The organism is Streptomyces sp. NPDC001717, assembly GCF_042892775.1.
GTDB lineage: Bacteria > Actinomycetota > Actinomycetes > Streptomycetales > Streptomycetaceae > Streptomyces.
Genome location: NZ_JBIAUK010000030.1, coordinates 43,489 through 67,637, shown reverse-complemented (window position 1 = coordinate 67,637; position 24,149 = coordinate 43,489). Strand labels below are relative to the sequence as shown.

23 protein-coding genes are annotated in these 24,149 nt (G+C 72.1%); 8 read left to right on the top strand and 15 right to left on the bottom strand.

Annotated elements, in window-relative coordinates; genetic code table 11:
- Positions 1-6: 6 nt before the first annotated feature.
- Together ACFYZL_RS32840 and ACFYZL_RS32835 are read right to left on the bottom strand one after the other, a co-directional pair.
- Positions 7-381, bottom strand: a complete 375-nt coding sequence (locus tag ACFYZL_RS32840; RefSeq protein ID WP_384583513.1) for a toxin Doc — start codon at positions 379-381, stop codon at positions 7-9.
- An 80-nt stretch (positions 382-461) separates the two neighbouring features.
- Positions 462-1,286: a serine protease gene (locus ACFYZL_RS32835; protein ID WP_384746131.1), complete on the bottom strand. Its 825-nt coding sequence runs from the start codon at positions 1,284-1,286 to the stop codon at positions 462-464.
- Positions 1,287-1,517: 231 nt separating this feature from the next.
- Between ACFYZL_RS32835 and ACFYZL_RS32830 the strand changes: the two genes are divergently transcribed.
- Positions 1,518-2,024: a hypothetical protein gene (locus tag ACFYZL_RS32830; RefSeq protein WP_388684053.1), complete on the top strand. Its 507-nt coding sequence runs from the start codon at positions 1,518-1,520 to the stop codon at positions 2,022-2,024.
- A gap of 56 nt (positions 2,025-2,080) precedes the next feature.
- Here the strand turns inward: ACFYZL_RS32830 and ACFYZL_RS32825 are convergent, their stop codons facing one another.
- The 3 genes from ACFYZL_RS32825 to ACFYZL_RS32815 form a co-directional block, all read right to left on the bottom strand.
- Positions 2,081-2,986, bottom strand: a complete 906-nt coding sequence (locus ACFYZL_RS32825) for an SDR family NAD(P)-dependent oxidoreductase (RefSeq protein WP_384746129.1) — start codon at positions 2,984-2,986, stop codon at positions 2,081-2,083.
- 35 nt (positions 2,987-3,021) lie between these two features.
- On the bottom strand, positions 3,022-4,425 hold the full coding sequence (gene lpdA / locus ACFYZL_RS32820) for a dihydrolipoyl dehydrogenase (RefSeq protein ID WP_388684050.1): 1,404 nt from the start codon (positions 4,423-4,425) through the stop codon (positions 3,022-3,024).
- Between the two features lie 73 nt (positions 4,426-4,498).
- Complete coding sequence (locus ACFYZL_RS32815; RefSeq protein WP_384746127.1) at positions 4,499-5,161, bottom strand: hemerythrin domain-containing protein; 663 nt, start codon at positions 5,159-5,161, stop codon at positions 4,499-4,501.
- A gap of 206 nt (positions 5,162-5,367) precedes the next feature.
- Between ACFYZL_RS32815 and ACFYZL_RS32810 the strand changes: the two genes are divergently transcribed.
- Positions 5,368-6,273, top strand: a complete 906-nt coding sequence (locus tag ACFYZL_RS32810) for a LysR family transcriptional regulator (RefSeq protein ID WP_388684047.1) — start codon at positions 5,368-5,370, stop codon at positions 6,271-6,273.
- 59 nt (positions 6,274-6,332) lie between these two features.
- Here ACFYZL_RS32810 and ACFYZL_RS32805 read toward each other — a convergent pair whose 3' ends face one another.
- Positions 6,333-6,908: a dihydrofolate reductase family protein gene (locus tag ACFYZL_RS32805; RefSeq protein ID WP_384746125.1), complete on the bottom strand. Its 576-nt coding sequence runs from the start codon at positions 6,906-6,908 to the stop codon at positions 6,333-6,335.
- 145 nt (positions 6,909-7,053) lie between these two features.
- On the opposite strand from ACFYZL_RS32805, the gene ACFYZL_RS32800 reads away from it, so the two are divergent.
- A complete protein-coding gene (locus tag ACFYZL_RS32800; RefSeq protein WP_388684043.1) occupies positions 7,054-7,959 on the top strand; it encodes a LysR family transcriptional regulator in 906 nt (301 codons plus the stop codon).
- A gap of 142 nt (positions 7,960-8,101) precedes the next feature.
- On the opposite strand, the gene ACFYZL_RS32795 is transcribed toward ACFYZL_RS32800, so the two are convergent.
- The 4 genes from ACFYZL_RS32795 to ACFYZL_RS32780 all read right to left on the bottom strand — a co-directional run bounded on the left by ACFYZL_RS32795 (position 8,102) and on the right by ACFYZL_RS32780 (position 11,474).
- The gene (locus ACFYZL_RS32795) at positions 8,102-8,395 is read right to left on the bottom strand and encodes an SHOCT domain-containing protein (protein WP_388684040.1); all 294 of its coding nucleotides are present in this window, start codon (positions 8,393-8,395) and stop codon (positions 8,102-8,104) included.
- A 135-nt stretch (positions 8,396-8,530) separates the two neighbouring features.
- Positions 8,531-9,196 carry a response regulator gene (locus tag ACFYZL_RS32790; protein WP_384746122.1) on the bottom strand — a complete coding sequence of 222 codons (666 nt, stop codon included), beginning with the start codon at positions 9,194-9,196 and terminating at the stop codon, positions 8,531-8,533.
- Positions 9,193-10,398, bottom strand: coding sequence for a sensor histidine kinase (locus ACFYZL_RS32785; protein ID WP_388684037.1), 1,206 nt, complete (start codon positions 10,396-10,398; stop codon positions 9,193-9,195). Before ACFYZL_RS32785 ends, ACFYZL_RS32790 begins: the two co-directional genes overlap by 4 nt.
- Positions 10,399-10,490: 92 nt before the next feature.
- Entirely contained in the window at positions 10,491-11,474 is a 984-nt protein-coding gene (locus ACFYZL_RS32780; protein WP_388684034.1) for a winged helix-turn-helix transcriptional regulator, read from the bottom strand.
- A 101-nt stretch (positions 11,475-11,575) separates the two neighbouring features.
- Between ACFYZL_RS32780 and ACFYZL_RS32775 the strand changes: the two genes are divergently transcribed.
- Positions 11,576-12,388, top strand: a complete 813-nt coding sequence (locus tag ACFYZL_RS32775) for an inositol monophosphatase family protein (RefSeq protein WP_388684031.1) — start codon at positions 11,576-11,578, stop codon at positions 12,386-12,388.
- Between the two features lie 2 nt (positions 12,389-12,390).
- Here the strand turns inward: ACFYZL_RS32775 and ACFYZL_RS32770 are convergent, their stop codons facing one another.
- Complete coding sequence (locus ACFYZL_RS32770) at positions 12,391-13,149, bottom strand: class I SAM-dependent methyltransferase (protein ID WP_388684029.1); 759 nt, start codon at positions 13,147-13,149, stop codon at positions 12,391-12,393.
- Positions 13,150-13,379: 230 nt separating this feature from the next.
- Here ACFYZL_RS32770 and ACFYZL_RS32765 point away from each other — a divergent pair, with 230 nt between their 5' ends.
- Both ACFYZL_RS32765 and ACFYZL_RS32760 read left to right on the top strand, forming a co-directional pair.
- The gene (locus ACFYZL_RS32765; RefSeq protein WP_388684026.1) at positions 13,380-14,333 is read left to right on the top strand and encodes an aldo/keto reductase family oxidoreductase; all 954 of its coding nucleotides are present in this window, start codon (positions 13,380-13,382) and stop codon (positions 14,331-14,333) included.
- Between the two features lie 217 nt (positions 14,334-14,550).
- A complete protein-coding gene (locus tag ACFYZL_RS32760; RefSeq protein ID WP_388684024.1) occupies positions 14,551-15,219 on the top strand; it encodes a helix-turn-helix domain-containing protein in 669 nt (222 codons plus the stop codon).
- A gap of 60 nt (positions 15,220-15,279) precedes the next feature.
- Here ACFYZL_RS32760 and ACFYZL_RS32755 read toward each other — a convergent pair whose 3' ends face one another.
- Both ACFYZL_RS32755 and ACFYZL_RS32750 read right to left on the bottom strand, forming a co-directional pair.
- The gene (locus tag ACFYZL_RS32755; protein ID WP_384746115.1) at positions 15,280-16,680 is read right to left on the bottom strand and encodes a nucleobase:cation symporter-2 family protein; all 1,401 of its coding nucleotides are present in this window, start codon (positions 16,678-16,680) and stop codon (positions 15,280-15,282) included.
- Between the two features lie 369 nt (positions 16,681-17,049).
- On the bottom strand, positions 17,050-18,342 hold the full coding sequence (locus ACFYZL_RS32750) for an MFS transporter (protein ID WP_384746114.1): 1,293 nt from the start codon (positions 18,340-18,342) through the stop codon (positions 17,050-17,052).
- Between the two features lie 159 nt (positions 18,343-18,501).
- On the opposite strand from ACFYZL_RS32750, the gene ACFYZL_RS32745 reads away from it, so the two are divergent.
- On the top strand, positions 18,502-19,572 hold the full coding sequence (locus ACFYZL_RS32745) for an AI-2E family transporter (RefSeq protein ID WP_384746113.1): 1,071 nt from the start codon (positions 18,502-18,504) through the stop codon (positions 19,570-19,572).
- Positions 19,565-21,586, top strand: a complete 2,022-nt coding sequence (locus tag ACFYZL_RS32740; RefSeq protein ID WP_388684019.1) for a prolyl oligopeptidase family protein — start codon at positions 19,565-19,567, stop codon at positions 21,584-21,586. Before ACFYZL_RS32745 ends, ACFYZL_RS32740 begins: the two co-directional genes overlap by 8 nt.
- A gap of 27 nt (positions 21,587-21,613) precedes the next feature.
- Here the strand turns inward: ACFYZL_RS32740 and ACFYZL_RS32735 are convergent, their stop codons facing one another.
- Positions 21,614-23,305, bottom strand: coding sequence for a flavin monoamine oxidase family protein (locus ACFYZL_RS32735; RefSeq protein ID WP_388684016.1), 1,692 nt, complete (start codon positions 23,303-23,305; stop codon positions 21,614-21,616).
- 142 nt (positions 23,306-23,447) lie between these two features.
- Positions 23,448-24,143, bottom strand: a complete 696-nt coding sequence (locus ACFYZL_RS32730; protein WP_384746110.1) for a TetR/AcrR family transcriptional regulator — start codon at positions 24,141-24,143, stop codon at positions 23,448-23,450.
- Positions 24,144-24,149 lie beyond the last annotated feature (6 nt).

Here is a 24,149-nt window from a genome sequence, read left to right as displayed (position 1 = left end):
GCCCGGTCAGGCCGTGCGCCAGGAGCGCAGGCGGTCGGCGACCTCGTAGACGGTGGCGCGGAGCGTGCGGATGTCCGTGATGAGCTCGCGCCACTGCTCGTAGGAGGCCTCGACCGTCCGCCCGGACGCCTCGATGTAGGCGACGGCGACCCCGTACGCGAAGTACTCGTTGGAACCGGGGAGCGGGCGCAGCAGCACGATCGCCTCCAGCAGGGCGGCCGCGCGCCAGTAGGCGTCCGGATCGTCCACACCCAGACTGGGCGTGTTCACGCGGTGCCGGGCGACGGCCGCGACCAGCGCGGAGTGATCGGCCACTGCCACGTCCTTGAACAGGGCCTCCTGCCGCTCCAGCAGCCAGCGGTGATCGATGTGCAGTTCCACGCGTCCGAGTATCCCCGCCCGGGACCCGGCCGTGGGGCTTTTCGGGCCGGGCGGGGAGACTCGGGGCCGGGCGGGGTCCGCTACGGCTTGGGCAGGGTGCAGCCGGGGCGGTTCAGGTCGATCACGTTCTTGGGGCCTATGCAGGGGACGACGATGTACGTCTCCTGCGCGTAGTTGATGCCCTGGCGGACCGTCACGTTGCCGTTCTGGTCCACCTCGCACGGGTTGTTCACGGTGCAGCGCGCGCCGTCCTCGTTGCCCGTGTTGTTGACGGCGACGACCTTGCCCGTCGCTTTGTCGATCACCGGCGAACCGGAGGTGCCGCCGATGGTGTTGCAGGACGAGGTGTAGCGGACCGAGTCCTTCCAGGTCCAGTCGCCCTCCTTGAGGCGGTAGACGAAACCGTCGACGTTGCAGTTGTAGATCCGCTTCCAGTACCCGGACACGACGCTGATCGCCGAACCCTGCACAGGGTGCGCGTCGTTCAGGGTGAGCGCGCTGATGCCGTACTGGCTCTGGATCTGCGCGTAGGTCTTGGTCAGCTGGTAGATCGAGATGTCCGTGTCGGTCATCGTCGCGTACGACACCTTGCTCGCCCGGAGCGTGGCGACCTTGGAGCCGGCCGAGTTGAGCAGCGAGAACGAGCGGCTGGAACGCTGGTCCTTGATGACCTCGCCGGCCGCGGGGAAGCCCGTCTCCAGGCAGTGCCCGTTGGACAGGACGAGCGCCGGGTCGTCCGGCTGGGAGCCGGGGGCGCGGACGACGGAGCCGGAACAGTTGCTGAGCGCGACGGTGCCCGCGAAGTCGACCGCGACGGCGGTCTCCCCGGGTGCGGCCACGGCCGGTGCGGCGGCGGCTCCGATCAGGAGCAGGGTGAGTGACGCGCCGACGAGAGGCTTCTTCATGTGGGGGTTCCCCTCTGAGGACAGAACGCAACCGAAGATCCTTCGATTGTCATGCGCATTGTTGAGACCTCGGCCTCAACCCGCAAGACCGCGTGGCGAGTTGTGCACCCGGGGCGGGGGAGGGTCCGGCGTGCCCGCGAGGCCCGGAGATCTGGGCCGTGCAGGGGTGTTCCGTAGCCGCTGCCCGGCCTCCTACGGTCGGTGCAGCACAGTCCCGGATCAGGAGGCAGCGTGAAGCGCGAGATCGACATCGAGCAGCTCGTGACGGCGATGAAGAACGTCGACGAGGCGGGCCGGCTCTTCGAGGAGGCGCTGGCCGTGTACGAGGCGCGAGGTCTCCAGCGCAACGGCGACGACTTCAAGGTGGCGGGCGGCTCCGTGCAGACCCTCCAGGGCGCGGAGGAGATGGCCCGCGGTGCCCGCAAGTTCCTCGCCGACCTCGCGCTGGTGGTCGGCTACGCGAGCGCGGGCTTCGAGGAGCGTGTCGCCGGCCGGTACGAGATGGCCCGCCAGGGCTTCACCGCACTCTCGGGCGGCGCGGCCCGGATGGCCCGCCCGCTGCTCGACCCGACCGTGGACGGGCTGCGCCTGCTGCGGTCGGTGGACCTCTTCGATCCCTCCTTCGGGGAGACGATCGAGGAGGTGCTGCGGGCGGAGAAGGCGACCTACCCCGACCCCTCGATGTTCCGCGTCACGTCACAGCGGGCGGCCACCACCCCCGTGGGCGGCCGCCCCTGAGCCCCGGGGCGGGGTCGTGGACCGTCCGGGACCGTCCCGGATCCCGGACGGACGGCTCAACTCGCCGCGGCCCCGGCCGCCGGCTCCTCGGCCCCGGCGCCGGCCGGGGATCCGGGTGCGGGGATCGCGTGCTCCGCGGCGCGGCTGACGTGCTCCCACGCGGCCCAGGTGAACACGCGCTTGCGGGCGATGTCGAAGGCCAGGTCGTACGCCATGTTCCCCAGCAGGAGGCGCAGCGGCGGATCGTCGCTGTCGACGAGGTGGAGGACCGCCTCGGCGGCGAGCTTCGGGTCGCTGTCGACCGACCCCTTGGCGAACTGCCGCTCCAGCTCGGCCCGCAGCGGTGCGTAGGCCTCCAGCGGGCTCGTGGCGTGCATGGCCGAATAGAGGTCGGTCCAGTAGCCGCCCGGCTGGATGATGCTGACCTTGACCCCGAAGTCGGCCGCTTCCATCGCGAGCGCCTCGCTCAACCCCTCCAGGGCGAACTTGCTCGCGCTGTAGAGGCCGGTGGAGGGGAAACCGCCCAGGGCGGCGATGCTGGACGTCTGGACGATGTGCCCGGAGCCCTGCGCGCGCAGGGTGGGCATCACCGCCTGGGACACCCAGAGCGCACCGAAGAAGTTGAGGTCCAGCTGGGCCCGGGCCTCCGCCTCGGTGAACTCCTCGACCATGCCCATCGACAGCGCGCCCGCGTTGTTGAGGACGATGTCGAGCCGCCCGAAGTGCTCCACCGCCTCGGCCACGGCCGCGAACACGGCGTCGCGGTCGGTCACGTCGAGGGCGAGGGGCAGTACCCGCCCCGGATGCGCCGCCGCCGTCTCCTCCAGCGGTCCCAAGGTACGGGCGGCGATCGCCACGCGGTCTCCGGCGGCCAGTGCCGCGTCCGCGAAGGCGCGGCCGAGGCCCCGGCTGGCGCCGGTGATGAACCAGACCCGGTCGGCGCTTCCGTCCGAGGTGTGCATGGTGGGTTCCTGCCTTCTGTGTAGTGGGGGGTCCGTCAGAAATTGATCATGTGCCCGGCGAGGCCGTGCACGGCCTCCTTGACCGCCTCGCCCAGGGTCGGGTGGGCGTGCACGTTGCGGGCGACCTCGTGCACGGTCAGGTCCCACTGCTGGGCCAGGGTCAGTTCGGGCAGGAGCTCGGTGACGTCCGGCCCGATCAGGTGCGCGCCGATGATCTCGCCGTGCGTGGCGTCGCCGATCAGCTTCACGAAGCCGACCGTGTCGCCCAGGCCGTGCGCCTTCCCGTTGGCGGTGAAGGGGAACTTGGCGACGGCGACGTCGAACCCCTTCTCCCTCGCCTGCGCCTCGGTCCAGCCGAAGCTGGCGATCTGCGGCTGGGAGTAGGTGGCCCGGGGAATCATCGGGTAGTCCAGTTCCATCGTCTCGGCGTCCGAGATGGTCTCGGCGGCGATGACGCCCATGGCCTCGGCCGTGTGCGCGAGCATGAGCTTGGCCGTGACGTCGCCGATGGCGTACAGGTGCGGAACCGAGGTACGGCAGCGCCCGTCGACGTCGATGGCGCCGCGCTCGGTCAGTCGTACGCCCGTGGCCTCCAGGCCGTAGCCCGTGACGTTCGGCGCGAAGCCGATCGCCTGCAGCACCTTGTCGGCCTCCAGGACCTTCTGGGTGCCGTCCTTCCCGGTGACCGTCACCCGCACCTGCGGGCCCGACTCGTCGATCGACTCGACCCGGGTCGAGGTGAGCACGTCGATGCCGAGCTTGCGGTAGCGCTTGGCGAGTTCGGCGGAGACGTCGGCGTCTTCCAGCGGGGCGATCCGGTCGAGGAACTCGACGATGGTGACCTTCACGCCGTAGTTGTGCAGGACGTACGCGAACTCGATGCCGATGGCGCCGGCCCCCGCGATCACGATCGACCGCGGGACGCCGTCGCTGAGGATCTGCTCCTCGTAGGTGACCACGCGCTCGCTGCGCCGGGTGCCCGGCAGCAGCCGGGGCGTGGCGCCGGTCGCGATGACGCAGTGGTCGAAGGAGATCGTGCAGATGGTGCCGTCCGACTGGGCGACCTCCAGGGTGTTCGCGTCCAGGAAGGTGCCCCGGCCGTCGAACTCCGTGATCCCGTTCTTCTTCATCAGGTAGTGGACGCCCTTGACCCGGCCGTCGGCCACCTGGCGGCTGCGGCGGAACGCCGCGCCGTAGTCGAAGGACACGCTGCCCTCCACCTCGATGCCGAAGGTCTTGGCCTCGTGGGTGAAGAGGTGGGCCAACTCGGCGTTGCGCAAGAGCGCCTTGGTGGGGATGCAACCCACGTTGAGGCAGACGCCGCCCCAGTACTTCTCCTCCACGACCGCCACTCGCCGGCCCAACTGGGCGGCGCGGATGGCGGCGACGTAACCGCCGGGCCCCGCACCGAGGACGACGACGTCGAAGCGCTTGCACATAAGGAATTCCTCGAGGGTCGAAACGAACGGAAACCGGGCCGGATTCGGATTGCCGCGTGGTCCTGCCGGACCGTCAGGGCAGTTCCGACCGGGCCGGAACGGTGGACGGGGCGTGCGGGCCGTCGAGTGCCGTGCAGGACGGTCGCCACCGGTGCTCGTAGGCCTGGCGGGCCGGCGCGGGGAACGAGGTCAGCACGAAGGAGACCGTCTGCTCGTCGGCGCCGTCCAGGAGCCAGGGCAGCAGCTGCGGCGCGTACGGGCCGACCCGCACGGCGTGCACCTGCCTGAAGTGTTCCCACAGGTCCGCGCCCAGGGCGGACTGCACCAGGGGGAAGACGGAGTCCTCCTCGTGGGCGAGATGCCCGACGAGCCCGGACAACAGGGCTTCGGTGAGCTCACCGAACAGGTCCAGCTCGATGCCGGGGGCGGTCAGGGCCCCGTTGACGGCCCCCACGAGGGAGGCGATCGCGGCGTGCTCGGCCTCCATCGCCTCCAGCCGCGCCAGATCGAACGGGCTGCCCTCCAGGGCCCGGCGCAGCGGCGGCCACAGCGCGTCGTCCTCGGCCGACTGGTGCGCGGACAGGGCCCGCCTGAACATCTCCCAGTCGGCGCCCACCCGCAGGACGTACCGGGGATCCGAGTCGAACCGGGCGGTGGCCCGGGCGATGTGGGTCAGTTCCCGTCGCAGTTTGTTGTGCGTCGCGTACATCACCGTCATGTCGAGCCTGTCGCTCACGGCCGTCTCTCTCCGTCCGCGTAAGGGCGGCTGAGCATGATCGATTCCTCCAGGGGTAGGGGGAGCGGGGGGTGGTGGAGCGGGCGCCCGCCGTCGGACGGGGCGCGCGCCGGGCGTCTACAGCCTCCGCCCGCGTGACCTCGGGATCAACGTAGAATCGGCAAGTTGATCAATAACCTCGCGGTTATCGCGGTACGGGGGCGGCCATGGAACTGAGGGACATAGAGATCTTCTTGACATTGGCCGAGGAACTGCATTTCGGCAGGACGGCCGAACGGCTGCGGGTTTCCGCGCCGAGGGTGAGCCAGGCGATCAAGAAGCAGGAACGGCGCATCGGCGCCCCCCTGTTCGACCGGACCAGCCGCGCGGTGACGCTGACGCCCGTCGGGAAGGTCCTGCGCGCCGAGCTCCAGCAGGCGTACGACCTGATCCAGGGAGGGCTCGCCCGGGCGAGCGAGGCCGCGCTGGGCGTGCGGGGGACGCTGCGGCTGGGCGTGATGGGTGTTCTGGGGCAGGAAATGCGTCCTGTGATCGAGGCCTTCCGGGAGCGCCACCCCGAATGCGACGTCGAGGTGCTGGAGATCCACTTCAGTGAACCGTTCGCTCCGCTGCGCGCCGGCAGGACCGACGTGCAGCTGATGTGGCGGCCCGTCCACGAACCGGACCTGAGCGTCGGCTCGACCCTGCTGACCGAGGACCGCGTGCTCGCGATCGCCGCGGACTCGCCGCTCGTGGAGCGGGGGACCGTGTCCCTGGAGGACCTCGCGGACCTGCGCGTCCTGGATCCCGGCCCCGAGGCTCCCAGGTACTGGTTCGAGGCCATGGTGCCGGCCTGTACCCCGCTCGGACGCCGCATCGAGCGCGGGCCGGTCGGCCGTACCTTCCACGAGGTGCTCGCCCTCGTCGTGGCGGGGCAGATCGCCTGTCCCGTCAACGCGCACGTCCCCCGTTACTACACCCCGCCGGGCATCTCCTTCCTGCCGATCCACGACGCCCCGGTCACGGAATGGGCGCTGGTCTGGCCCACCTCGGACGAGAGCGCCCTGCTGCGGGCCTTCGTGCGGACGGCCGAGGAGTTCGGCCCCCGCCACATCACCGAGGCCACCCGCTGAGCCCGTCCCGGGGGGCCGCGGTGCGCCTGGGGCTGCCTCGGGGTGTCGGGGCGGCCGTGTCACGGCGCGGGCCCGTCCGCCGGGCCCGCCACCGCGACCGGCCGGTAGTCGAGGACGACCGCGCCCGAGTCGAAGGTGGTCGTGCCGGCGAGGGTCCACGTCGTGGAATCGCCGTGGTCGGGGAAGAGCCGCCGCCCACCGCCCACGACGACGGGGTGGAGGAACAGCTTGAGTTCGTCGACGAGACCGTGGCCGAGCAGGTGGTTCAGGAGCCGGCCGCTGCCGTAGACCAGGAGGTCCCGGCCGGGCTCGCTCTTGAGCCCGGCCACCTCCTCGGCCACGTCCCCTTTCAGGACCGCCGCGTTCCACTGCGGGTTCTCCAGGGTCGTCGAGGCCACGTACTTGGGCATGTTGCCGATCCGGGCCGCGCCCTCGTCGGCGTCCCCCATCGTGGGCCACACCCTCGCCATTTCCTCGAAGGTCTTCCGGCCCAGCACGAGAGCCCTGCTGCGAGCCAACTGTCCCGCCTGGAACTTGCCGTGATCGTCGTTCCAGAACGGTGCCGTCCAGGAAGGTTCCTCCACGACCCCGTCCATCGACAGGTAGATCACCGCCACGAGTTTGCTCACGCCCATGCCTCCGGAAAGGGGTTCGGTCGGTGTTCTCCTTCGAAGCCCTGTCCGCGGAACACCCTTGAACACCTTGCTGGTTGGTTTCCGACTCATCAAGGAGCGATCATGGAACAGGCCTTTTAGGCAGACTCAACGATGGGGGCGGCGGATGTTGGAACGGTTCGAGTTGGAGACGCTCTTCGCACTCGCCGACGAACTGCACTTCGGCCGGGCCGCTGCGCGACTGCACGTGAGCACCGGCCGGGTCAGCCAGACGCTCAAGCAGATGGAGCGCCGTATCGGGACCCCGCTGTTCACCCGTACCAGCCGCACCGTGTCCATCACCCCCGCCGGGCAGCAGCTCCACGACGACCTGCGACCCGCCTACGCCCAGTTGATGGCCGCTCTGGAGAGGGCCATGGCCGCCACGGGCACGGTCAGCGGCCCCCTGCGCGTCGGCTACACCACCCTGTGGTGCGGCGACCTCGTCGTCCGGGCGGCCGACCTCTTCCGCATGCGCCACCCCGATGTCGAAGTCCGCATCCAGGAAGTGCTCATCCACGACCCCATCAGCGCCCTGCGCACCGGTGAACTCGACCTCCAGCTCTCCGAGTTCCCCATCATCGAGCCGGACATCACCATGGGCCCCGTCGTCCTCAACGAGCCCCGCGCGCTCCTGGTCCCCGCGGACCACCCGCTCGCCCGGCAGGAGACCGTGTCCCTGGAGGACTACGCGCTGGCCCCGCTCATCACCGTCGAAGGGGCCGTCCCGGACTACTGGCTGGAGGAGCACTTCCCCTCCCGTACGCCCTCGGGCAAGCCCGTCGCGCGCGGCCGCGCCGTCAAGTACTGGCAGGAAGTCCTCCCCGACGTCAGCGCGGGCAAGGGCATCACCACGGTCTGCGCGCGCGCCGTCCACCACCACATGCACCCCGGCGTCGCCTTCGTCCCCTTCCGGGACGCGCCGCCCATCCGGTACGGGCTGATGTGGCCCACCGGCAGCGAATCCGCCCGTGCCCGGCTCTTCATGGACACCATCCTCGAAGTGGCGGACGCCGCGCGCTCGGCCCACTGACCGGCCGGCCGGTGGGCCGGCCGGTCAGCGCTTCGAACCGGAGGGCGACGGCACGCTCGTCACCGAGACCCGGCAGGACCCGCGTCGGGACCGACCCGGGCGGCGACGGTCCCGCCGCCGCCCGGGAAGGCGGTCACGGTGCTCACGCCGGACCGTCCTTCAGGGAGCGGCCGAACTGCTCGTCCAGGACGGACAGCCGGCGCCAGTACTCGTCCTCGTCGATCTCGCCGGAGGCGAAGCGGCGGCCCAGGACCGCGATCGGCGAGTGCTCGCCGTGGGTGGTGGCGCCCCGGCTCTGCCACGGCCCTCGGCGGCCGCGCCACACCGTGCGGCGCAGGACGGAGACGACGGTGATCACGACCGCCGCCCAGATCAGCGGGAAGAGCAGGATCCACGGGCCGGGCCCGTCGTACGCAAGGGTGCTGAAGGTGTTCATCTCGGTTCGACTCCTTGGGAAGCGCGGACTTCTCGTCCTGCTCCGAGAGTCGTTCCGGGAGGGGGTCCGGGTCGTCGTACGGCCGGCTGTACCTCGGCTGCTTCCGGGGGAGTACGACGGAGGGCCCGGGGTGGACTATCCGAGCCAGCCGGGCCGCACCAGCCCCGATTCGTAGGCCAGCACGACCAGCTGCGCGCGGTCGCGGGCGCCGAGTTTCACCATCGTGCGGCTCACGTGCGTCTTCGCGGTGAGCGGGCTGACCACCAGCCGGCGGGCGATCTCCTCGTTGGACAGGCCCATGCCCACCAGCGCCATCACCTCCCGCTCCCGGTCGGTGAGCCGCTCCAGCCCGGCCGCCGCGCCGGGCTCCTTCGAACGGGCCGCGAACTCGGCGATCAGCCTGCGCGTGACGCCCGGGGACAGCAGGGCGTCGCCGTCGACCACTGCACGGACCGCGCGCAGCAGCTCCTCCGGCTCGGTGTCCTTGACGAGGAAGCCCGAGGCACCGGAACGGATGGCCTCGAAGACGTACTCGTCGAGCTCGAAGGTGGTCAGCATGACCACTCGGACGTCGCCCAGCGCCTCGTCCGCGGTGATCCCGCGGGTGGCGGCCAGCCCGTCCAGGACCGGCATCCTGATGTCCATCAGCACCACGTCCGGCCGCAGCTCACGGACCAGCCGCACGGCCTCGTCCCCGTCGGCGGCCTCGCCGGACACCTCGATGTCCGGCTGGGCGTCGAGCAGCGCCCGGAACCCGGCCCGCACCAGCAGTTGGTCGTCGGCGAGCAGTACTCGGATCACGGACCCTCCCGGTTCGAAACGGCCTTCAGCGGCAACCGTGCCACCACCCCGAAACCGCCGTCCGGACGCGGACCGGCCTCGATGGCGCCACCCAGGGCCGAAGCCCGCTCGCGCATGCCGATCAGACCGTTGCGGCTGCCGCCCGCCGGGTCCCCGGTGGGCGGGCCGTCGTCGTCCACGCGCAGCTCCAGCACGCCCGGCCGCCAGCCGACGCGGACGCGGGCGGTACGCGAGCCCGAATGACGCACCACATTGGTCAGTGCCTCCTGGACGATGCGGAAGGCGGCCAGGTCCATGCCGGGGGCGAGCGGCTGCGGGGGCCCTTCGACGGTCACGTCGACGCCGAGCCCCGCAGCCGCGGCCTGTTCCACCAGCTCGGGCAGCCGGCCGAGACCGGGGGCCGGGGTGCGGGGGGCGTCCCCGGGAGCGCGCAGGGTGTCGAGGACCTGGCGGACCTCGCCGAGCGCCTCCTTGCTGGCCGCCTTGATGGTGGTGAGCGCCGTACGCGCCTGCTCGGGATCGGTGTCGAGGAGGGCCAGCCCGACGCCCGCCTGCACGTTGATGACCGAGATGCTGTGCGCGAGGACGTCGTGCAGCTCGCGGGCGATCCGCAGCCGCTCCTCCCCGACGCGACGTCTTTCCGCGGCCGTCCGCTCGGCCCGCTCGCGGGCCCACTGCTCACGGCGCGCGCGGACCACCTCGGCCAGGGCCAGCATCGCCAGTACCCACGCGGTGATGCCCAGTTCCTGCGCCCAGGGCGCCGGTCCGTCCCCGGCGGGCGGGAGCCACCGGTAGAGCCAGTGCCCGATGAGCAGGTGCCCGGCCCACAGCAGCCCGACGGCGCCCCAGGCGGCTCTTCGGAGGCCTGCGACGACGGCGGCGAAGCAGGCCACGGCCAGGCTGACGAAGACCGGGCCGTACGGGTACCCGGCCCCGATGTACACCAGGTTGACGGCGGCGACCCCGTACACCACGGCCACCGGATGCCGGTGCCGTACGACGAGCAGGGCCGGCCCGAGCAGCAGCAGGAGCCGCCCGAACCAGTCCAGCGACACCCGTCCGGTCTGTGCCCGCTCGGCCCATCCGGAGCCGACCTGGGCGACGACGGCGACGATCAGCGCCGAGCGCCAGGCCGGGCTCCGCCCGGTCCGCTCCACCCATCGCCGCCACGGAGGGCCCGGGCGGCCGTACTGCTCGTCCATGCGGCCACGCTAGAGCGCGCCCACCGTCACCCGCGTCACCCCGGAGTGGCGTTTCCGGCGTACTCCCCAGGTAGTACGGAGGTCACACGGGTTCAGGAGACCACCGGAGAGACCGACGGAGAGCCCGAAGGGCGTTTGACGGCCCGGCCGACCAGGAAGGTGTCGACGGACGGGACGCCCAGGCCGCCGATGTCCCGGGTCAGGAAGGCGTAGAGGTCGGCGAGGCTGCGCAGCCACACGGCGACGTGCAGGTTGGCGGCGCCGGTGGTCGCCAGCACCCCGTGTACGGCGGGGTGGCCGGCCAGCCGCCGCCCCAGGGCGTCCAGTTCACCCGGCGGCACGCGCATCCGCAGGTTCGCGTCGATGGGCAGCCCCAGCCTGCGGGCGTCGACGTGGACCTCGGTGAGCAGCAGCCCGCGTTCCCTGAGCGAGGCCAGCCGCCTGCGTACGGTCGATTCCGCACCCCCCGTCCGCCGGGCCACGACCGCGGCCGTCGCCCGCCCGTCCCCGGCGAGGGCGGCGAGGATCCCGCGGTCGGTCCGGTCGGGGGTGTCCGCCGGGTCGCGGCGGTGCGGCGGGGTGAGCGCGGTGCGCTCGGCAGGGGTCAGGACGTCGAGGCGCCAGTCGGCCGCCGTCCCGCCCTCGAAGACGTGCAGGACGGTCTGTGCGTCCACCGACACCACGGAGCCCGTCGCGGGCAGCTGCCGGAACACCAGCCGGTTCGGCGTCCCCGGTTCGGCGATCAGGATCGCCCCGATCTCGTCGCCGCTCGCCGACAGATCGACGAACGGGATGTCGTCCCGCTCGGCGAGCGCCCTCGCGACCGTCTCCGCCTTCCCCCGCAGCACGCTGATCCGCAGCAGCATCGCGGGCGGGTACGGGGCGCCGCCGGTCCGCGCGCAGACGCGTACGGTCCCGCTGCCGAGCAGGGCCGCCAGTCGGCGGTGCACGACCCGGGTGTTCAACCCGAGCACCTCGGCGGCGCGCTCGGCGGTCAGCCTGCCGTCGCACTGCAGGGCCGCGATCAGCCGCTGATCGCGAAGGTCCAGTACGTCTTCGATCGGTTCACCGCTCACGAAGACCAGTTTCGCTCATCCGGACGGCCGCGAAGCTCCTCGGGCGCCACCCGCGGGCGAAGGTGTGCGCGTACCAACCCCCCTGAACAGAGGAGACGTTGATGTCCGAGACCTCCGCCCACGCCTCGCTCCTGGCCCCCATGACGCGCGCCGCGGAAGAGGCCGGGGCCTGGGTGCACGCCCGGCCGCGCCCCGAAGCCGCCCGCACCGTGGACGAACTGCGCACCGCCTTCGCCGCCGTCGACGATCCGGCGACCGCCCTGCTGCGCGGTCGGCTGTCGGCCCTGCGGCCGGACGCCGTCTGGGCCGAGGAAATGGACACCGAACTGCCCGCCGACGGAGCGGCCTGGGTCGTCGACGCCGTCGACGGCGCGGTCCAGTACCTCCAGGGGCTGACCTCCTGGTGCGTGAGCGTCACCCTGGTCGAGGACGGCGAGCCGGTCGCCGCCGTGCTGCATTCCCCGGTACTCGGCGAGACGTACACGGCCGCCCTCGGCCACGGCACCCGGCGCGACGGCGTCCTGGTCTCGCCGTCCGGCAAGCGGGACCTGGAGGCGGCCGTCCTCGCGCACACCCATCCGTCGTCCGCCTCCGGCCGGCCGGAGGCGGCGGAGCTCGCGGGCCGCTCGCTGAGCGCCGTACTGCCCGCCGTCGCCGCGGTGCGCAACCTGGGGCCGACGACGTGGCAGATCGCGGACGTCGCCGCCGGCCGGCTCGACGCCTTCTGGGAGTACGGCCGTGACGACTCGAACCTCCTGCCGGGAGCGCTGCTCGCGCGCGAGGCGGGGGCCGAGGTCACCGACCCGGCGGGGGCGTACTGGAGGGCCGGGGCCACGGGGTTCGTCGCCGCCCCGGCCGCACTGCACGAGCGGCTGCTCGCACTGCTGCCCCGCCCGGTGCGAACGGGGTCGTGACGTCAGGCGGCGGGTCGGCGGAAGAGGGCGGCCCACAGGAAGTCCTCGCCGAACGAAGCCGACTCGGCGGGCTCGTCGCGCATCCGGCGCAGCTCGACCTCCGTGAAGTCGGAGAAGATCCAGCGCAGCGACTCCGGGGTGTAGGCCAGGCCGCCCTGGAGGCCGGCCGCGCGGTAGAACTCCGCGTCGGGCAGTTCGGACCCCATGCCGCCGGCCGCGAAGCACGACAGGGCGAAGTGACCGCCGGGTGCCAAGGCCCGTTCCAGCAGGTCGAGGTAGCCGACGCGGCGGTGCGGGGGCAGGTGGTGGAAGCAGCCGGAGTCGTATATCAGGTCGTACGGGCCGCTCAGCTCGGCCCGGGTGAGGGCGAAGGCGTCCCCGCAGTGGAAACGGACGGCGGCCCCCGCCTCGCGGGCGCGTTCCTCCGCCCAGGCCACGGCGGTCGGCGACAGGTCCACGGCGTCGACCTCGAAGCCCAAGGAGGCGAGGTACAGCGCGTTGCGGCCCGGGCCGCAGCCGAGATCGAGGGCCCGACCGGGGGAGATCAGCCCGCGGTCGAGGTAGGAGACGAGGCTCTCGTCGGGCTTCGCGACGAAGAAGGGCACCGGCTTCGAACGGTCGGAGTAGAAGCCGTCCCACCAGGAGGCGCCACCGGGGCTCCACCGATCGGCCTCCGGCGCGAACAGGCCGTCGAGCAGATCGAGCACGTCCTCCATCGTGCGGATGCGGCGGTCCGTCAACTGGGTCGAGTCCTGGTTCATCAAGTCCCCTTTCCGAGACCGCAATCGTATCCCGGAAGTAGAGGAAACCCCAGGTCAGAGGGCATGCGATGGGGTCTTGTGGAGCCGCGTGACGGCCCGTGCCCGGTGTCGTGGAACCGGCCCTCACCCCAGGGGGTGCGAGGCGGTTCCCGGGCCCGCCCAAGCCCGTCACGGGGCCGTTCCGGGCCGCTCCGGAATGGATTTCTCGGGAGGGCCCTAGGGTGGGCGCCATGACGGCGGACGTGGGTGTGGGCGAGCGGGTGTTGTACGGGTGCATGGGGCTGGGCGGGAGTTGGGGGCCCGAGCCCTACGGTGTCGGGGACATCGATGCCGCCGAGGCCGCGGTCGTCGCCGCGCTCGAGAGCGGGATCACGGCATTCGACCACGCCGACATCTACCGCGGCGGCAAGTCCGAGGCCGTCTTCGGCGAGGTGCTGGCCCGGACGCCCGGGCTGCGTGAACGCATCACCCTCCAGACCAAGTGCGGGATCCGGCTGCCCGACGGGGACCGGCCCGGGATGTACGACCTGCGCGGGCCGAGCATCGCGCGCCGCGTGGAGGAGAGCCTGGTCCGGCTGAGGACCGACCACCTCGACGTGCTCCTGCTGCACCGCCCCGACCCGCTGGCCGATCCGGACGAGATCGCGTCGGCCCTGACCTCCCTGCACCGGCAGGGCCTCGTGAGGAACTTCGGCGTGTCCAACATGGGCGCCGCACAGATCGCCCACCTCCAGGCCCGGCTCGACGTCCCGTTGGTGGCGAACCAGCTGGAGATGAGCCTGTACCGGCGGGACTGGGTCGAGGTCGGCGTGCTGCTCAACACGCCCCACCTCGCGGGCAACGGGTTCCCCTTCGGGACGCTGGAGCACTGCCGTGATCACGGCATCCGCCTCCAGGCCTGGGGGGCGCTGGCCAACGGCCGGTACACCGGCCTCCAGGAGACGCCCGCCGAGCGGGCCACCGCCACGCTCCTCGCCGAGCTCGCCGGCCGCAAGGGCACCACCCCCGAGTCGGTGCTCCTGTGGTGGCTGACCCGGCATCCCGCCGCCATCGCGCCGGTCGTCGGCACCTCCCGCCCGGAGCGGATCCGTGCCTGCCGCGACGCGGCGACGCGCGAACCGGACCTCACGCACGAGGAGTGGTACGAACTCTGGGTCACGGCCCGTGGCGTCCACTTGCCCTGACTTCGTGTCAGGAGGCCCCTCCGGTGCATCACCTTCAAATCGAAGGTGAATGAGTGGTTCCACCCTGCTGAACATCTGTTACTGTGCCCGCGCTTGGTGTTCATCCATCAATCCGTCCCTCCTCGCGCGCCCCCCGCGTCCGAGGTTGTTGCGAGGTGTCTCGTACGTGTACAGCACTCCGTTTTCCCCCGTCGAGGCCAGATCCGCGCGTGAGCGCGTGGGCCTGACATCCGAACAGGTGGCGCAGTCCATGGCGGCCTGCGGCGTCCCCGTCCACCCCCAGTTCGTCGTGGCCTGGGAGCGTGGCTCCCACGTGCCCACGGACGAGCAGCTCTTCGCCCTGGCCGCCGTCCTGTGGTGCGACACGACCACGCTCATGGGCATCCGGCCGCGGACCCTCGGCGAGCACCGACTGGCCCGGCAACTCACCGTGGAACGACTGGCGTACCGCATAGGCATGGACCCCTTCGAGTACCGCGCGGCCGAGGACGCGCGGCAGTGGCACGGCGACGCCCGGCAGACCAGGGCGCTCGTCGAGGCGCTGGGGCTGTCCCTGCGGGGACTCGTCGGGATCATGGGGCGGGTGGAGGAGCTGGAGGAGTGCCTGCGGGCCGCCGTGGCCGGGCGCTGGAAGACGTACGTCGAGCCCGTGGCGGAGATCGTCGTCGTCGACGAGACCAGCGTGGGCGACGCGCTGCGCACGATGAACGCCGAGTTCTCCGGGTTCTCGGAGCGCTACATGGGCCATCTCGTCGCCCGCAACAACGACGCCCGGCTCAAGGAGATCGCGGCCGAGCGCGCCGTGTTCCTGCGCCGGCTCGTCGACCACTTCTGGGAGTTGATCGGGGAGGCGGGAGAGGCCCCGCCGTTCCCCGCCGGCGGCTGACGGCAGCGCGCCGCGCGCCGGGAGGGGGGTCCCGACGCGCGGCCCGCGAAGTGGCCCGCCTCAGTGGGCGGGTTCCCCGATGTCGTCCCAGTCGATCTCCATCGTGCTGCGGCTGGTGAAGACGTTGAACAGCAGGTTCAGCGCGATCGCGGTGAGGGCGCCCAGGGTGATCCCGCTGTCCAGCACGGCCCGTACGTCGTCCGGCATCCGGTCGAAGAACGGCGCGACCGTCGTCGGCAGCAGCGCCGCGCCCAGACTGACCGCCAGGATGAGCGTGTTGCGCTCCTCCCGCAGGTCGACCTTGCCCAGGATCTGGACCCCGACCGCCGCGACGATGCCGAACATCGAGATGGCGGCCCCGCCCAGCACCGGATGCGGGATCGAGGCGACCAGGCTGCCCGCCTTCGGCAGCAGCCCCAGCACGACCATGAAGAGTCCGGCCGCGACGACCACGTAACGGCTCATCACCTTGGACATGCGCACGATGCCGATGTTCTCGGCGAAGGCCACGTACGGGAACGAGTTGAGGACCCCGCCGAGGACCGTCGCGGCACCGTCGGCGCGCAGCGCCCGCGCGACGGTGTCGGCGTCGACCTCCTTGTCGGTGATCTCCCCGATGGCGTAGACGTCGCCGGTGGTCTCCACCATCGTGATCAGCATGACGACGAGCATCGCGACGATCGGCAGCAGCTCGAAGCGCGGCATGCCGTAGTGGAAGGGCGTGGTGACCCCGAACCAGTCGCTCTCGCCGACCGCCGAGAAGTCGACGTCGCCGAACGCCCAGGCCACCGCCGTGCCGCCGACGAGTCCGAGCAGGACGGCGAGGCTGGACAGGAACGGCTTGCCGATCCGGACCATCGAGAGGATGAAGAGCAGGGTGCCCAGCGCGTAGGCGAGGTTCTTCGGGGTGCCGTACGCGGGGGTGCCGATCAGGTGGGCGCCACCTGCGGCGTCCTGCAGGGCCACGGGTATCAGCGTGATCCCGATGATGGTGAGGATCGTGCCGATGACGATCGGCGGGAAGTACTTGACCAGCTTGCTGAAGACCGGGGCGAACGCGAACGTGGCGATGCCCGCCGTGATCACCGCTCCGTAGACGACGAGCAGGCCGGCCGTGCCGCCGCCCGCCCCCGTGCCGATGGCGATCATGGGGGAGACCGCGGTGAAGGTGACGCCCTGGACCAGGGGGAGGCGGGCCCCGACCTTCCAGACGCCGAGGGCCTGGATGATCGTGGCGATACCGCAGGTCAGGAGGTCGGCGTTGATCAGGTGGACGAGCTCTTCGTGCGAGAGGCCGAGCGCGTTGCCGACCAGGATCGGGACGATGACCGCCGCCGCGTAGAACGCGAGGAGGTGCTGGAAGCCGTAGAGGGCGAGCCGGGGGACCGGCAACAGTTCGTCGACGGGGTGGGCCTGCTGCGGGTGGGACCGCCGTGAGGACGGTCGGGTGATGCGTGCCATCTCTGCCTTGCCTTGCGAGGTAGGTGAATGAGAAGACCGCCGCCTCTCGAGCCCTGGATGGCAGGGCGAGGGCAGGCCGGATCGTGCCGAGTCGACGCCGGGCGGTGTTGCCGGCACCGCGCCGCTCGGCACTGTGCGATTGCGTCCCGGATTGGTGGGACTTCCTTCGATCGTGGCGTCGGATCCGTGTTTGTTTATGGGATCCGAAGGTCGCCTGATCGGCGGGGCGCTCACCATAGCCAACGCTCGTGTTTCCTCGCGAGTAACCGCGAAGGGGTCTACGGGCGTAGGAAGCGGGCCCCGAACAGGTCAGCATCCGTCAGCTCGCGCTGTGGCGGGGCCAGTTCGGGCGCCGGCGGCGAAGGCGCACTACGGCTGAAAGACGGGCTCTTCCCGCTCCCTCTCGGCGCGTCGCAGCCGGGCGTCCTCGTCGGTCCCGGAGTCGTACGAGACCAGCTTCGGCAGCAGCGCCGCCAGGAGCGCCACCGACGCCACGCAGGCCAGACCGCCGCTCCAGAACGCCGTACGGGTACCGGTCCAGCCGGCCATGGCGCCCGCCCGGACCCCGCCGAGCTGCGGTCCGACGCTGTACGAGAGCACCTCGATGCCCGCGAGCCGCCCCCGCAGCTCCTCGGGGATCGTCTGGTTCCAGATCGTGCCGCGCCCCAGCCCGCTCAGCATGTCCCCGGCGCCCGCCACCATCAGGCACAGCAGCGCCGGCCAGATGCCCGGGGACCAGCCGGCGGCCGCGACGGCCAGCCCCCACACCGTCGCACCGCACACCACGAGCAGCCCGTGCCGGCGTACCCGGGACAGCCAGCCGCTGGTCAGCCCCAGCAGCAGCGAGCCCACCGCGCCGGCCGCGTACATCAGGCCCAGGGCCCACACGGCGTCGAGCTCGTCCGCGAGGAAGGGGTAGACGGCGTTCGGGAAGGCGAAGAGCATCGCGGCCAGGTCGACCGCGTACGTGCCGAGCAGCACGGGCCGGCTCCACGCGTACCGCGCCCCCTCCGCGATCCCGCGCAGCGACGGACGCCCGGCGCCCTCCACGGGCGGGGCCGGACGCAGCCGCAGGCACAGCAGGACCGAGACGAGGAAGCCCGTGACGGTGACCGAGTACGCCGCGGGGTAGCCGGCGTACGCGACGACCACTCCGGCCAGGGCGGGCCCTGCGATGGCGCCGAACTGGTAGCGCAGCCCGTTGAGCGCGGCGGCCGCCGTCTGCTGGTCGTGCGGCACGATCCGCGCCATCAGGGAATCCAGGGCCGGACGCTGCAACCCGGTCAGCGCCGACACGCCCGCCGCCACCACGTACAGCGGCCACAGCATCGGGTCCGGCAGCAGCGCGTTCACCAGGAGCACCAGCGCGAGCACCCCGAGCCCGGCCTCGGTCAGCAGGATCATCCGCCGTCGGTCGACGGCGTCGGCCAGCGCGCCCCCGTACAGCCCGCACACCACCAGTGGAACCAGCTCCACCGCACCCATGGCGCCCACCGCGAGCGGCGACTCCGTCAGGTGCTTGATCTGGAGCGGCAGGGCGATCATCGCCATGAACGAGCCGAAGAAGGTGACCGTGCCCTGGTAGAACAACAGCCGGAAATCGGGACTGGACCGCCAGGGGGACAGGTCGGGGAGTACGGCGGCCAAACGGGATCTGCTCACGACCGGCCATCCTCCCCGTCCCGACCGGGCCGGGCAACGGAATATCCGTGTCCGTCCCGGGTGGGAGCCGCGCGCCGGATTCGGCCGGGATTCGCCCCGGACGGGGGAATCCGGTGCCCCGCGCGTGGCAACGCGGCTGCGCCGTGGCAGCCATGGACCATGCAGCCGGTGTCACCCCTCCTGCGTACGGCCGCGTCGTACGCCTGGCGCCTGCTGGTCGTCGGCGCCGCCGTCTACACGGTCTTCGCCGTGCTGGGCCGGTTCCACGAGATCGCCGTGGCGCTCTTCCTCGGCCTCGTCGTGTCGGCGCTGCTGTCCGCGCCCACCCGGCGCCTCGCCCGCTCGATGCCCCGCTCGATCGCCGTCGCCGTCAGCCTCGTCGGCAGCGCGGTGCTGCTGCTGGGCGTGCTGACGCTGGTCGGGGAGGCGGTGGCGGGGGAGAGCACCACCCTGGTCCGCGAGTTCCGCGAGGGACTCGACAGCATCCAGGCGTGGCTCGGAGGGCCGCCCTTCCGGCTGAACCCGAACACGCTCTCCAACCTCCAGGAGAAGATCGGCGAGTACCTGTCGACCCATCGCTCCACCCTCCTCAACCAGGCGGTCAGCGGCGCCGGGCAAGTGGTCCGCGTGCTCACCGTCATGGCTCTCGCGATCTTCTGTTCCGTCTTCTTCCTCTACGGCGGCGACCGGCAGTGGTCGTGGTTCCGCGAGCAGCTGCCCGTCTCGGCCCGGGCGCGCGTGGGGATCGCCGGGAACGCGGCCTGGCGCACCTTCACCGGATACACCCACGGCATTGTCATCGTCGCGGCCGTCAACGCCGTCCTCGTCGGGCTGGCCCTCTACCTCCTCGGCGTCCCGCTCGCCGTTCCGCTGGCCCTGCTGGAGTTCCTCGCCGCCTTCATCCCCCTCGTGGGATCCCCGGTGGCGCTGGCGGTCGCCGCAGTGGTCGCGCTCGCCGCGAAGGGCCCGCTGGTCGCGGGGGTCGTGGTCGCGCTGATCGTGGTCATCGGGCAGCTGGAGGGGCACGTACTGCATCCGTTGGTCATGAGCCGGGCCGTCCAGCTGCACCCGCTGGTGGTGGCGATCTCCGTGGTCGCGGGGACCATCGCGGCCGGAGTGGTCGGCGCCGTGGTCGCGGTCCCCCTCGTCTCGGTGGTCTGGTCGGTGCACACGGCCCTGCGCGAGGACCGGCAGAGGGCCCGGCATCCTGCACAATCGGCGGATGAGTGATGAAGACCCCTACCTCTGGCTGGAGGACGTGTCCGGCGAGGAAGCCCTCGCCTGGGTGCGGGAGCGCAACGCCGAGACCGTCGCCGCGCTGACCGGAGCTCCCGGGTTCAAGGTGCTGGAACGCGAGATCCGCGAGGTCCTCGACGACGACGGCCGGATCCCCTACGTCGTCCGCCGCGGCCCGCACCTGTACGACTTCCGGCAGGACGCCGACCGCGTGCGCGGGGTGTGGCGCCGCACCACGCTGGAGGAGTACCGCACGGAGCGGCCGGCCTGGGAAACGGTCCTGGACCTGGACGCCCTCGCGGAAGCGGAGGGGGAGAAGTGGGCCTGGGCGGGCGCCGCGGTGTTGGCCCCCGCATACCGGCACGCGCTGGTCATGCTCTCGCGCGACGGCGCGGACGCGTGCGTGGTGCGCGAGTTCGACCTCGAAACCCTGGAGTTCGTCCGGGACGGGTTCACGGTCACGGAGGCAAAGACCCGGATCGGGTGGATCGACCGGGACCGGATCTGGATCGGCACGGACTTCGGCCCCGGCTCCATGTCCGGGTCCGGCTACCCGCTCCAGGTGCGCCGCTGGCGGCGCGGCACGCCGCTCGCCGACGCGGAGCTCGTCTACGAGGGGCGGGACACCGACCTGTCGGCCTCGGGTTGGCACGACGACACCCCCGGCTTCGCACGCGATTTCGTCCACCGCCAGATCGACTTCTGGAAGCAGGAGCTGTTCCTCCTCCCCGAGGACGCCGACGCCCCGCCGGTGAAGATCGACGTACCGGACGACGCGGGCGCGCACGTCCACCGCGACTGGCTGACCGTCACCACGAAGTCGCCGTGGCTCGGCCATCCCGAGGGCGCCCTGCTCGCCTTCCGGTTCGAGGCCTTCCTCGCGGGCGACCGGGAGGCCGAGGTGCTGTTCGCCCCGGACGAGCGGACCGCGCTCGCCGGCCACAGCTGGACCGCCAACCACCTGATCCTCAGCACGCGCGCCGACGTCTCCTCCCGGATGGAGCTCCTCACCCCGGGCCCGGAGGGCTGGCGGCGCGCACCCCTGCCCGGCGTTCCGCCGCTGTCCACGGCCTCGGTGACCTGCACGGATCCCGACGCGGGCGACGAGTACTTCCACCACGTCACCGGCTTCCTCCAGCCCTCCACCCTGTACCGGGGCACGGCCGGCGGGGACAGCGAGAGCCTCAAGCAGGAGCCTGCCCTCTTCGACACCTCGGGCCTCGCGGTACGCCAGTACTTCGCGACCTCCGCGGACGGCACCCGCGTGCCGTACTTCGTCGTCGGCCCCGAGGACGGTCCCGGCCCCGCCCCCACCCTGCTCTACGGGTACGGCGGCTTCGAGATCTCCATGGTCCCCGGCTACAGCGCGGTCACCGGCCGGGCCTGGCTCGCGCGCGGCGGCACGTACGTCGTCGCCGGCATCCGGGGCGGGCACGAGTACGGGCCCGCCTGGCACAAGGCGGCCCTCGGCGCGAACCGGGTCCGGGCGTACGAGGACTTCGCCGCCGTCGCCCGGGACCTCGTCGCCCGGGGCGTCACCACCCACGCCCAGCTCGGCATCGAGGGCGGCAGCAACGGCGGGCTGCTGATGGGCGCGATGCTCACCCGGGACCCCGAGCTCTTCGGCGCGGTCGTCGCCCACGTGCCGCTGCTGGACATGCTCCGCTTCCACAAGCTGCTGGCCGGCGCCAGCTGGATCGCCGAGTACGGGGACCCCGACGACCCGGCCGACCGGGCCCACCTGGAACGGATCTCCCCGTACCACCGGGTCCGGACGGACGGGCCCGCCTACCCGCCGCTGCTCCTGCTGACCTCGACGCGCGACGACCGCGTCCACCCCGGCCACGCCCGGAAGATGGCGGCCCGGCTGCGCGAGCACGGGCATCCGGTGTTCTTCCACGAGCACCTCGGCGGGGGCCACGCGGGCGCGACCGACCACGGTCAGACCGCCTTCAACGAGGCACTCGTCCACACCTTCCTGTGGGAGCGGCTGACCCCGCCGAGGTGACGGCCCGGACCGCGCGCCGCCCCGGGATCAGATCTGGCAGCCGATCTCGGCCGCGACGCGCTCGCCGGAGGAGACCGCCGCGTTCAGCGTGGCGTTCTCCACGTCCGTGTGCTCGCCCGCGAAGTGGATCCGGCCTTCCTGGAGCGCCTCGCACCCGGCGATCGAGGTGTACTGGCCCACCTTGTAGAAGTGGTACGCGCCCCGCTGCCACGGGGCCCGCGACCAGTGGTCCTCGTACGCCCGGCCGGTGAACGCGGCCCTTGTGCCAGGGAACACGTGCTCGATCTGGTTCAGGAACCAGTCGACGTCGGCCGCGGGCGCCGGGCCGTGCCCGGCGCCGGTGAGCACGTCCCGGGCGGTGTTGCCACCGGGGAAGTTGACCAGCAGCGCGGGCGTGCCGTTCGGTGCGCCCGCGACCGAGCCGTCCCAGGCGGTCTGGTAGCCGGCCGGGCCCGTGTTGCTGATGCCGTTGTAGCCGAGCTGGGGCCAGGTCTTGGCCGAGAGCTCGGTGACGATCTTCCCGTTCTGTCCCATGCCCTGCTCCCGGACGGCGGTGAGCTTGCGGGCGGACAGACCCGCCCCCGACAGGTCCACGTCGCGCAGGGTGCTGAACGGCAGGGCGAGCACCACGTGGTCGGCGGGCACCGAGACCGTGCTGCCGCCGTGGTCGAAGGTGCAGGTGTACGAGCCGTCGCCGTTCCGGCGCAGGGCGATCAGCCGGTGCCCCTGGCGGACCGTGCCGGCCGGGAGTTGGGCCGCCATGCCGCTGACGAGCTGGTCGTTGCCGCCGACGAGGTGGAACTTCTCGTCGAAGCCCCGCCCGCCGCCGAAGACCGACGAGGAGCCGAGGAAGCCGATCATGCCGAGTGCGGAGGCCTCGCCGGGTTCGCCGCCCGACTGGAGCTGGAGGGCCTGGATCAGCTGCCCGAGCCGGGAGCCCCGGGGCAGTCCGATCTCGTCGAGGTAGTCCAGGCAGGAGAGCCGGTCCAGTCGGTACGCCTCCGGTGTGTAGGCGTCGTGGCGGGCGGTGCCGGCGGCCGCGTACGAGGCGCTGAACGCGTCGTAGGCGGCGGCGATCCAGTCGTCCTGCTGCTCCAGCCCGGGGTAGGAGGTCCCGTTGACCCGGGCCGCGTAGTCCCCGGCGTGCAGTTCGCCGCCGTTCGCGATCTCCCGCTGGAGGCCGAGGTCGCCAGCCAGCCGGAGGACGGCGGTGTCGGTGGAGCTGATGAAGGCCCCGCCGTGCTCGTGGACGGCGCCGGCCGCGAAGAAGCCGCGCAGGGACCAGCAGCGGCCGCCGATGCGGGCGGGGTCCGCCTCGTACACGGTCGTGGCGACCGGGTTCGCCGCGTTCCAGAGCCGGTGCGCGCAGCGCAGTCCCGCCAGTCCCGCGCCGACGATCACGATGCGCGGGGCGGCGGGGCCGGTGGCCGCCGCCGCGCGGCGCGGGGAGAGCAGGCCGCCGGGGAGGGCGGAGGCGAGGGCGGCCGCGCCCGCGGCGCCGAGGATCCGGCGGCGGCTGGGCACGGAGGGACGGCCGGAGCTCTGTTCCTCGGCGCGGCGGGCGCGTTCGCGGCGGGTCCGCTCGGCGTGCGCCGCGTTCTCGCCGGCGACCTCCGCGACGGGCATGCCGCGGCGGCGGGCTTCGGCGTGGAGCGAGAACGCGGTGCGCAGTGGGTCGGGGATGCCCGCGCGGTGGGCGGGCTGGGGCACGTGCTGCATGTGATCCCTCTTCTCGGAATCCTGCGGAGACGGGCACGGATTCGGACTGAGGGGGAGTGAAGCGGTGGCGCAACGCCGTTGTCAACGGTGTTGCGCCACATGGGGCGCACGGAAGTGCGCAAGGGCGGGCGGAAGGGGCGCCCTACGCCCCGCGCAGCGTCCGGACCCGCGTCTCGATGGAGGTGATCAGGGCCTCGACCCGGGCGCGGAAGATCTGTTCGTCCGTCACCTCGGCCAGTTCGCCGCTCAGTCGGGTGATGTGGGGGAAGCCCTCGGGGTCGACCAGGCGGTACTCGCGGCTCCAGGAGGTCTCGTCGGCCTCCCGCAGCTCCGGGGCGAACAGCAGGTAGGCCGCGCGCTGGCCGACGTACGCGAGCAGCGAGTCCCCGACCATCCGGTAGTGGACGGCGGCCTCGGCCCCTTCGAGTCCGGCTTCCGTCACCGCGCCGAGGATCAGTTCGACGACCCGGAACTCGTTGGGTCGGCGGGTGGTCCGGCTGGCCATGGTGGAGCCGACCACCGGGTACTTGAGGGCCACTTCGAGGGAGCCGTCGGCGAGGGCCCGCAGTCGGTCCTGCCACCCCAGGCCCTCGGGGATGCTGTCGAGCACTTCGCCGAGCGTGCGGTCGGCGACGGAGAGCAGCAGGTCGTCCTTGTCGCGGAAGTGCCGGTAGATGGCCGTCGGGTCGGCGCCGAGTTCCTCGCCGAGACGCCGGACGGTGAAGGCGTCCTCGCTGCCGCGGGCCGCGATGCGCAGGCTCGCTTCGATGATCGCGTCGGGCGTGAGCTGGCTGCCCGCGCGCTTGGACCGGGTGGTGGTCTCAGATGACTTCGGCATGGTGCG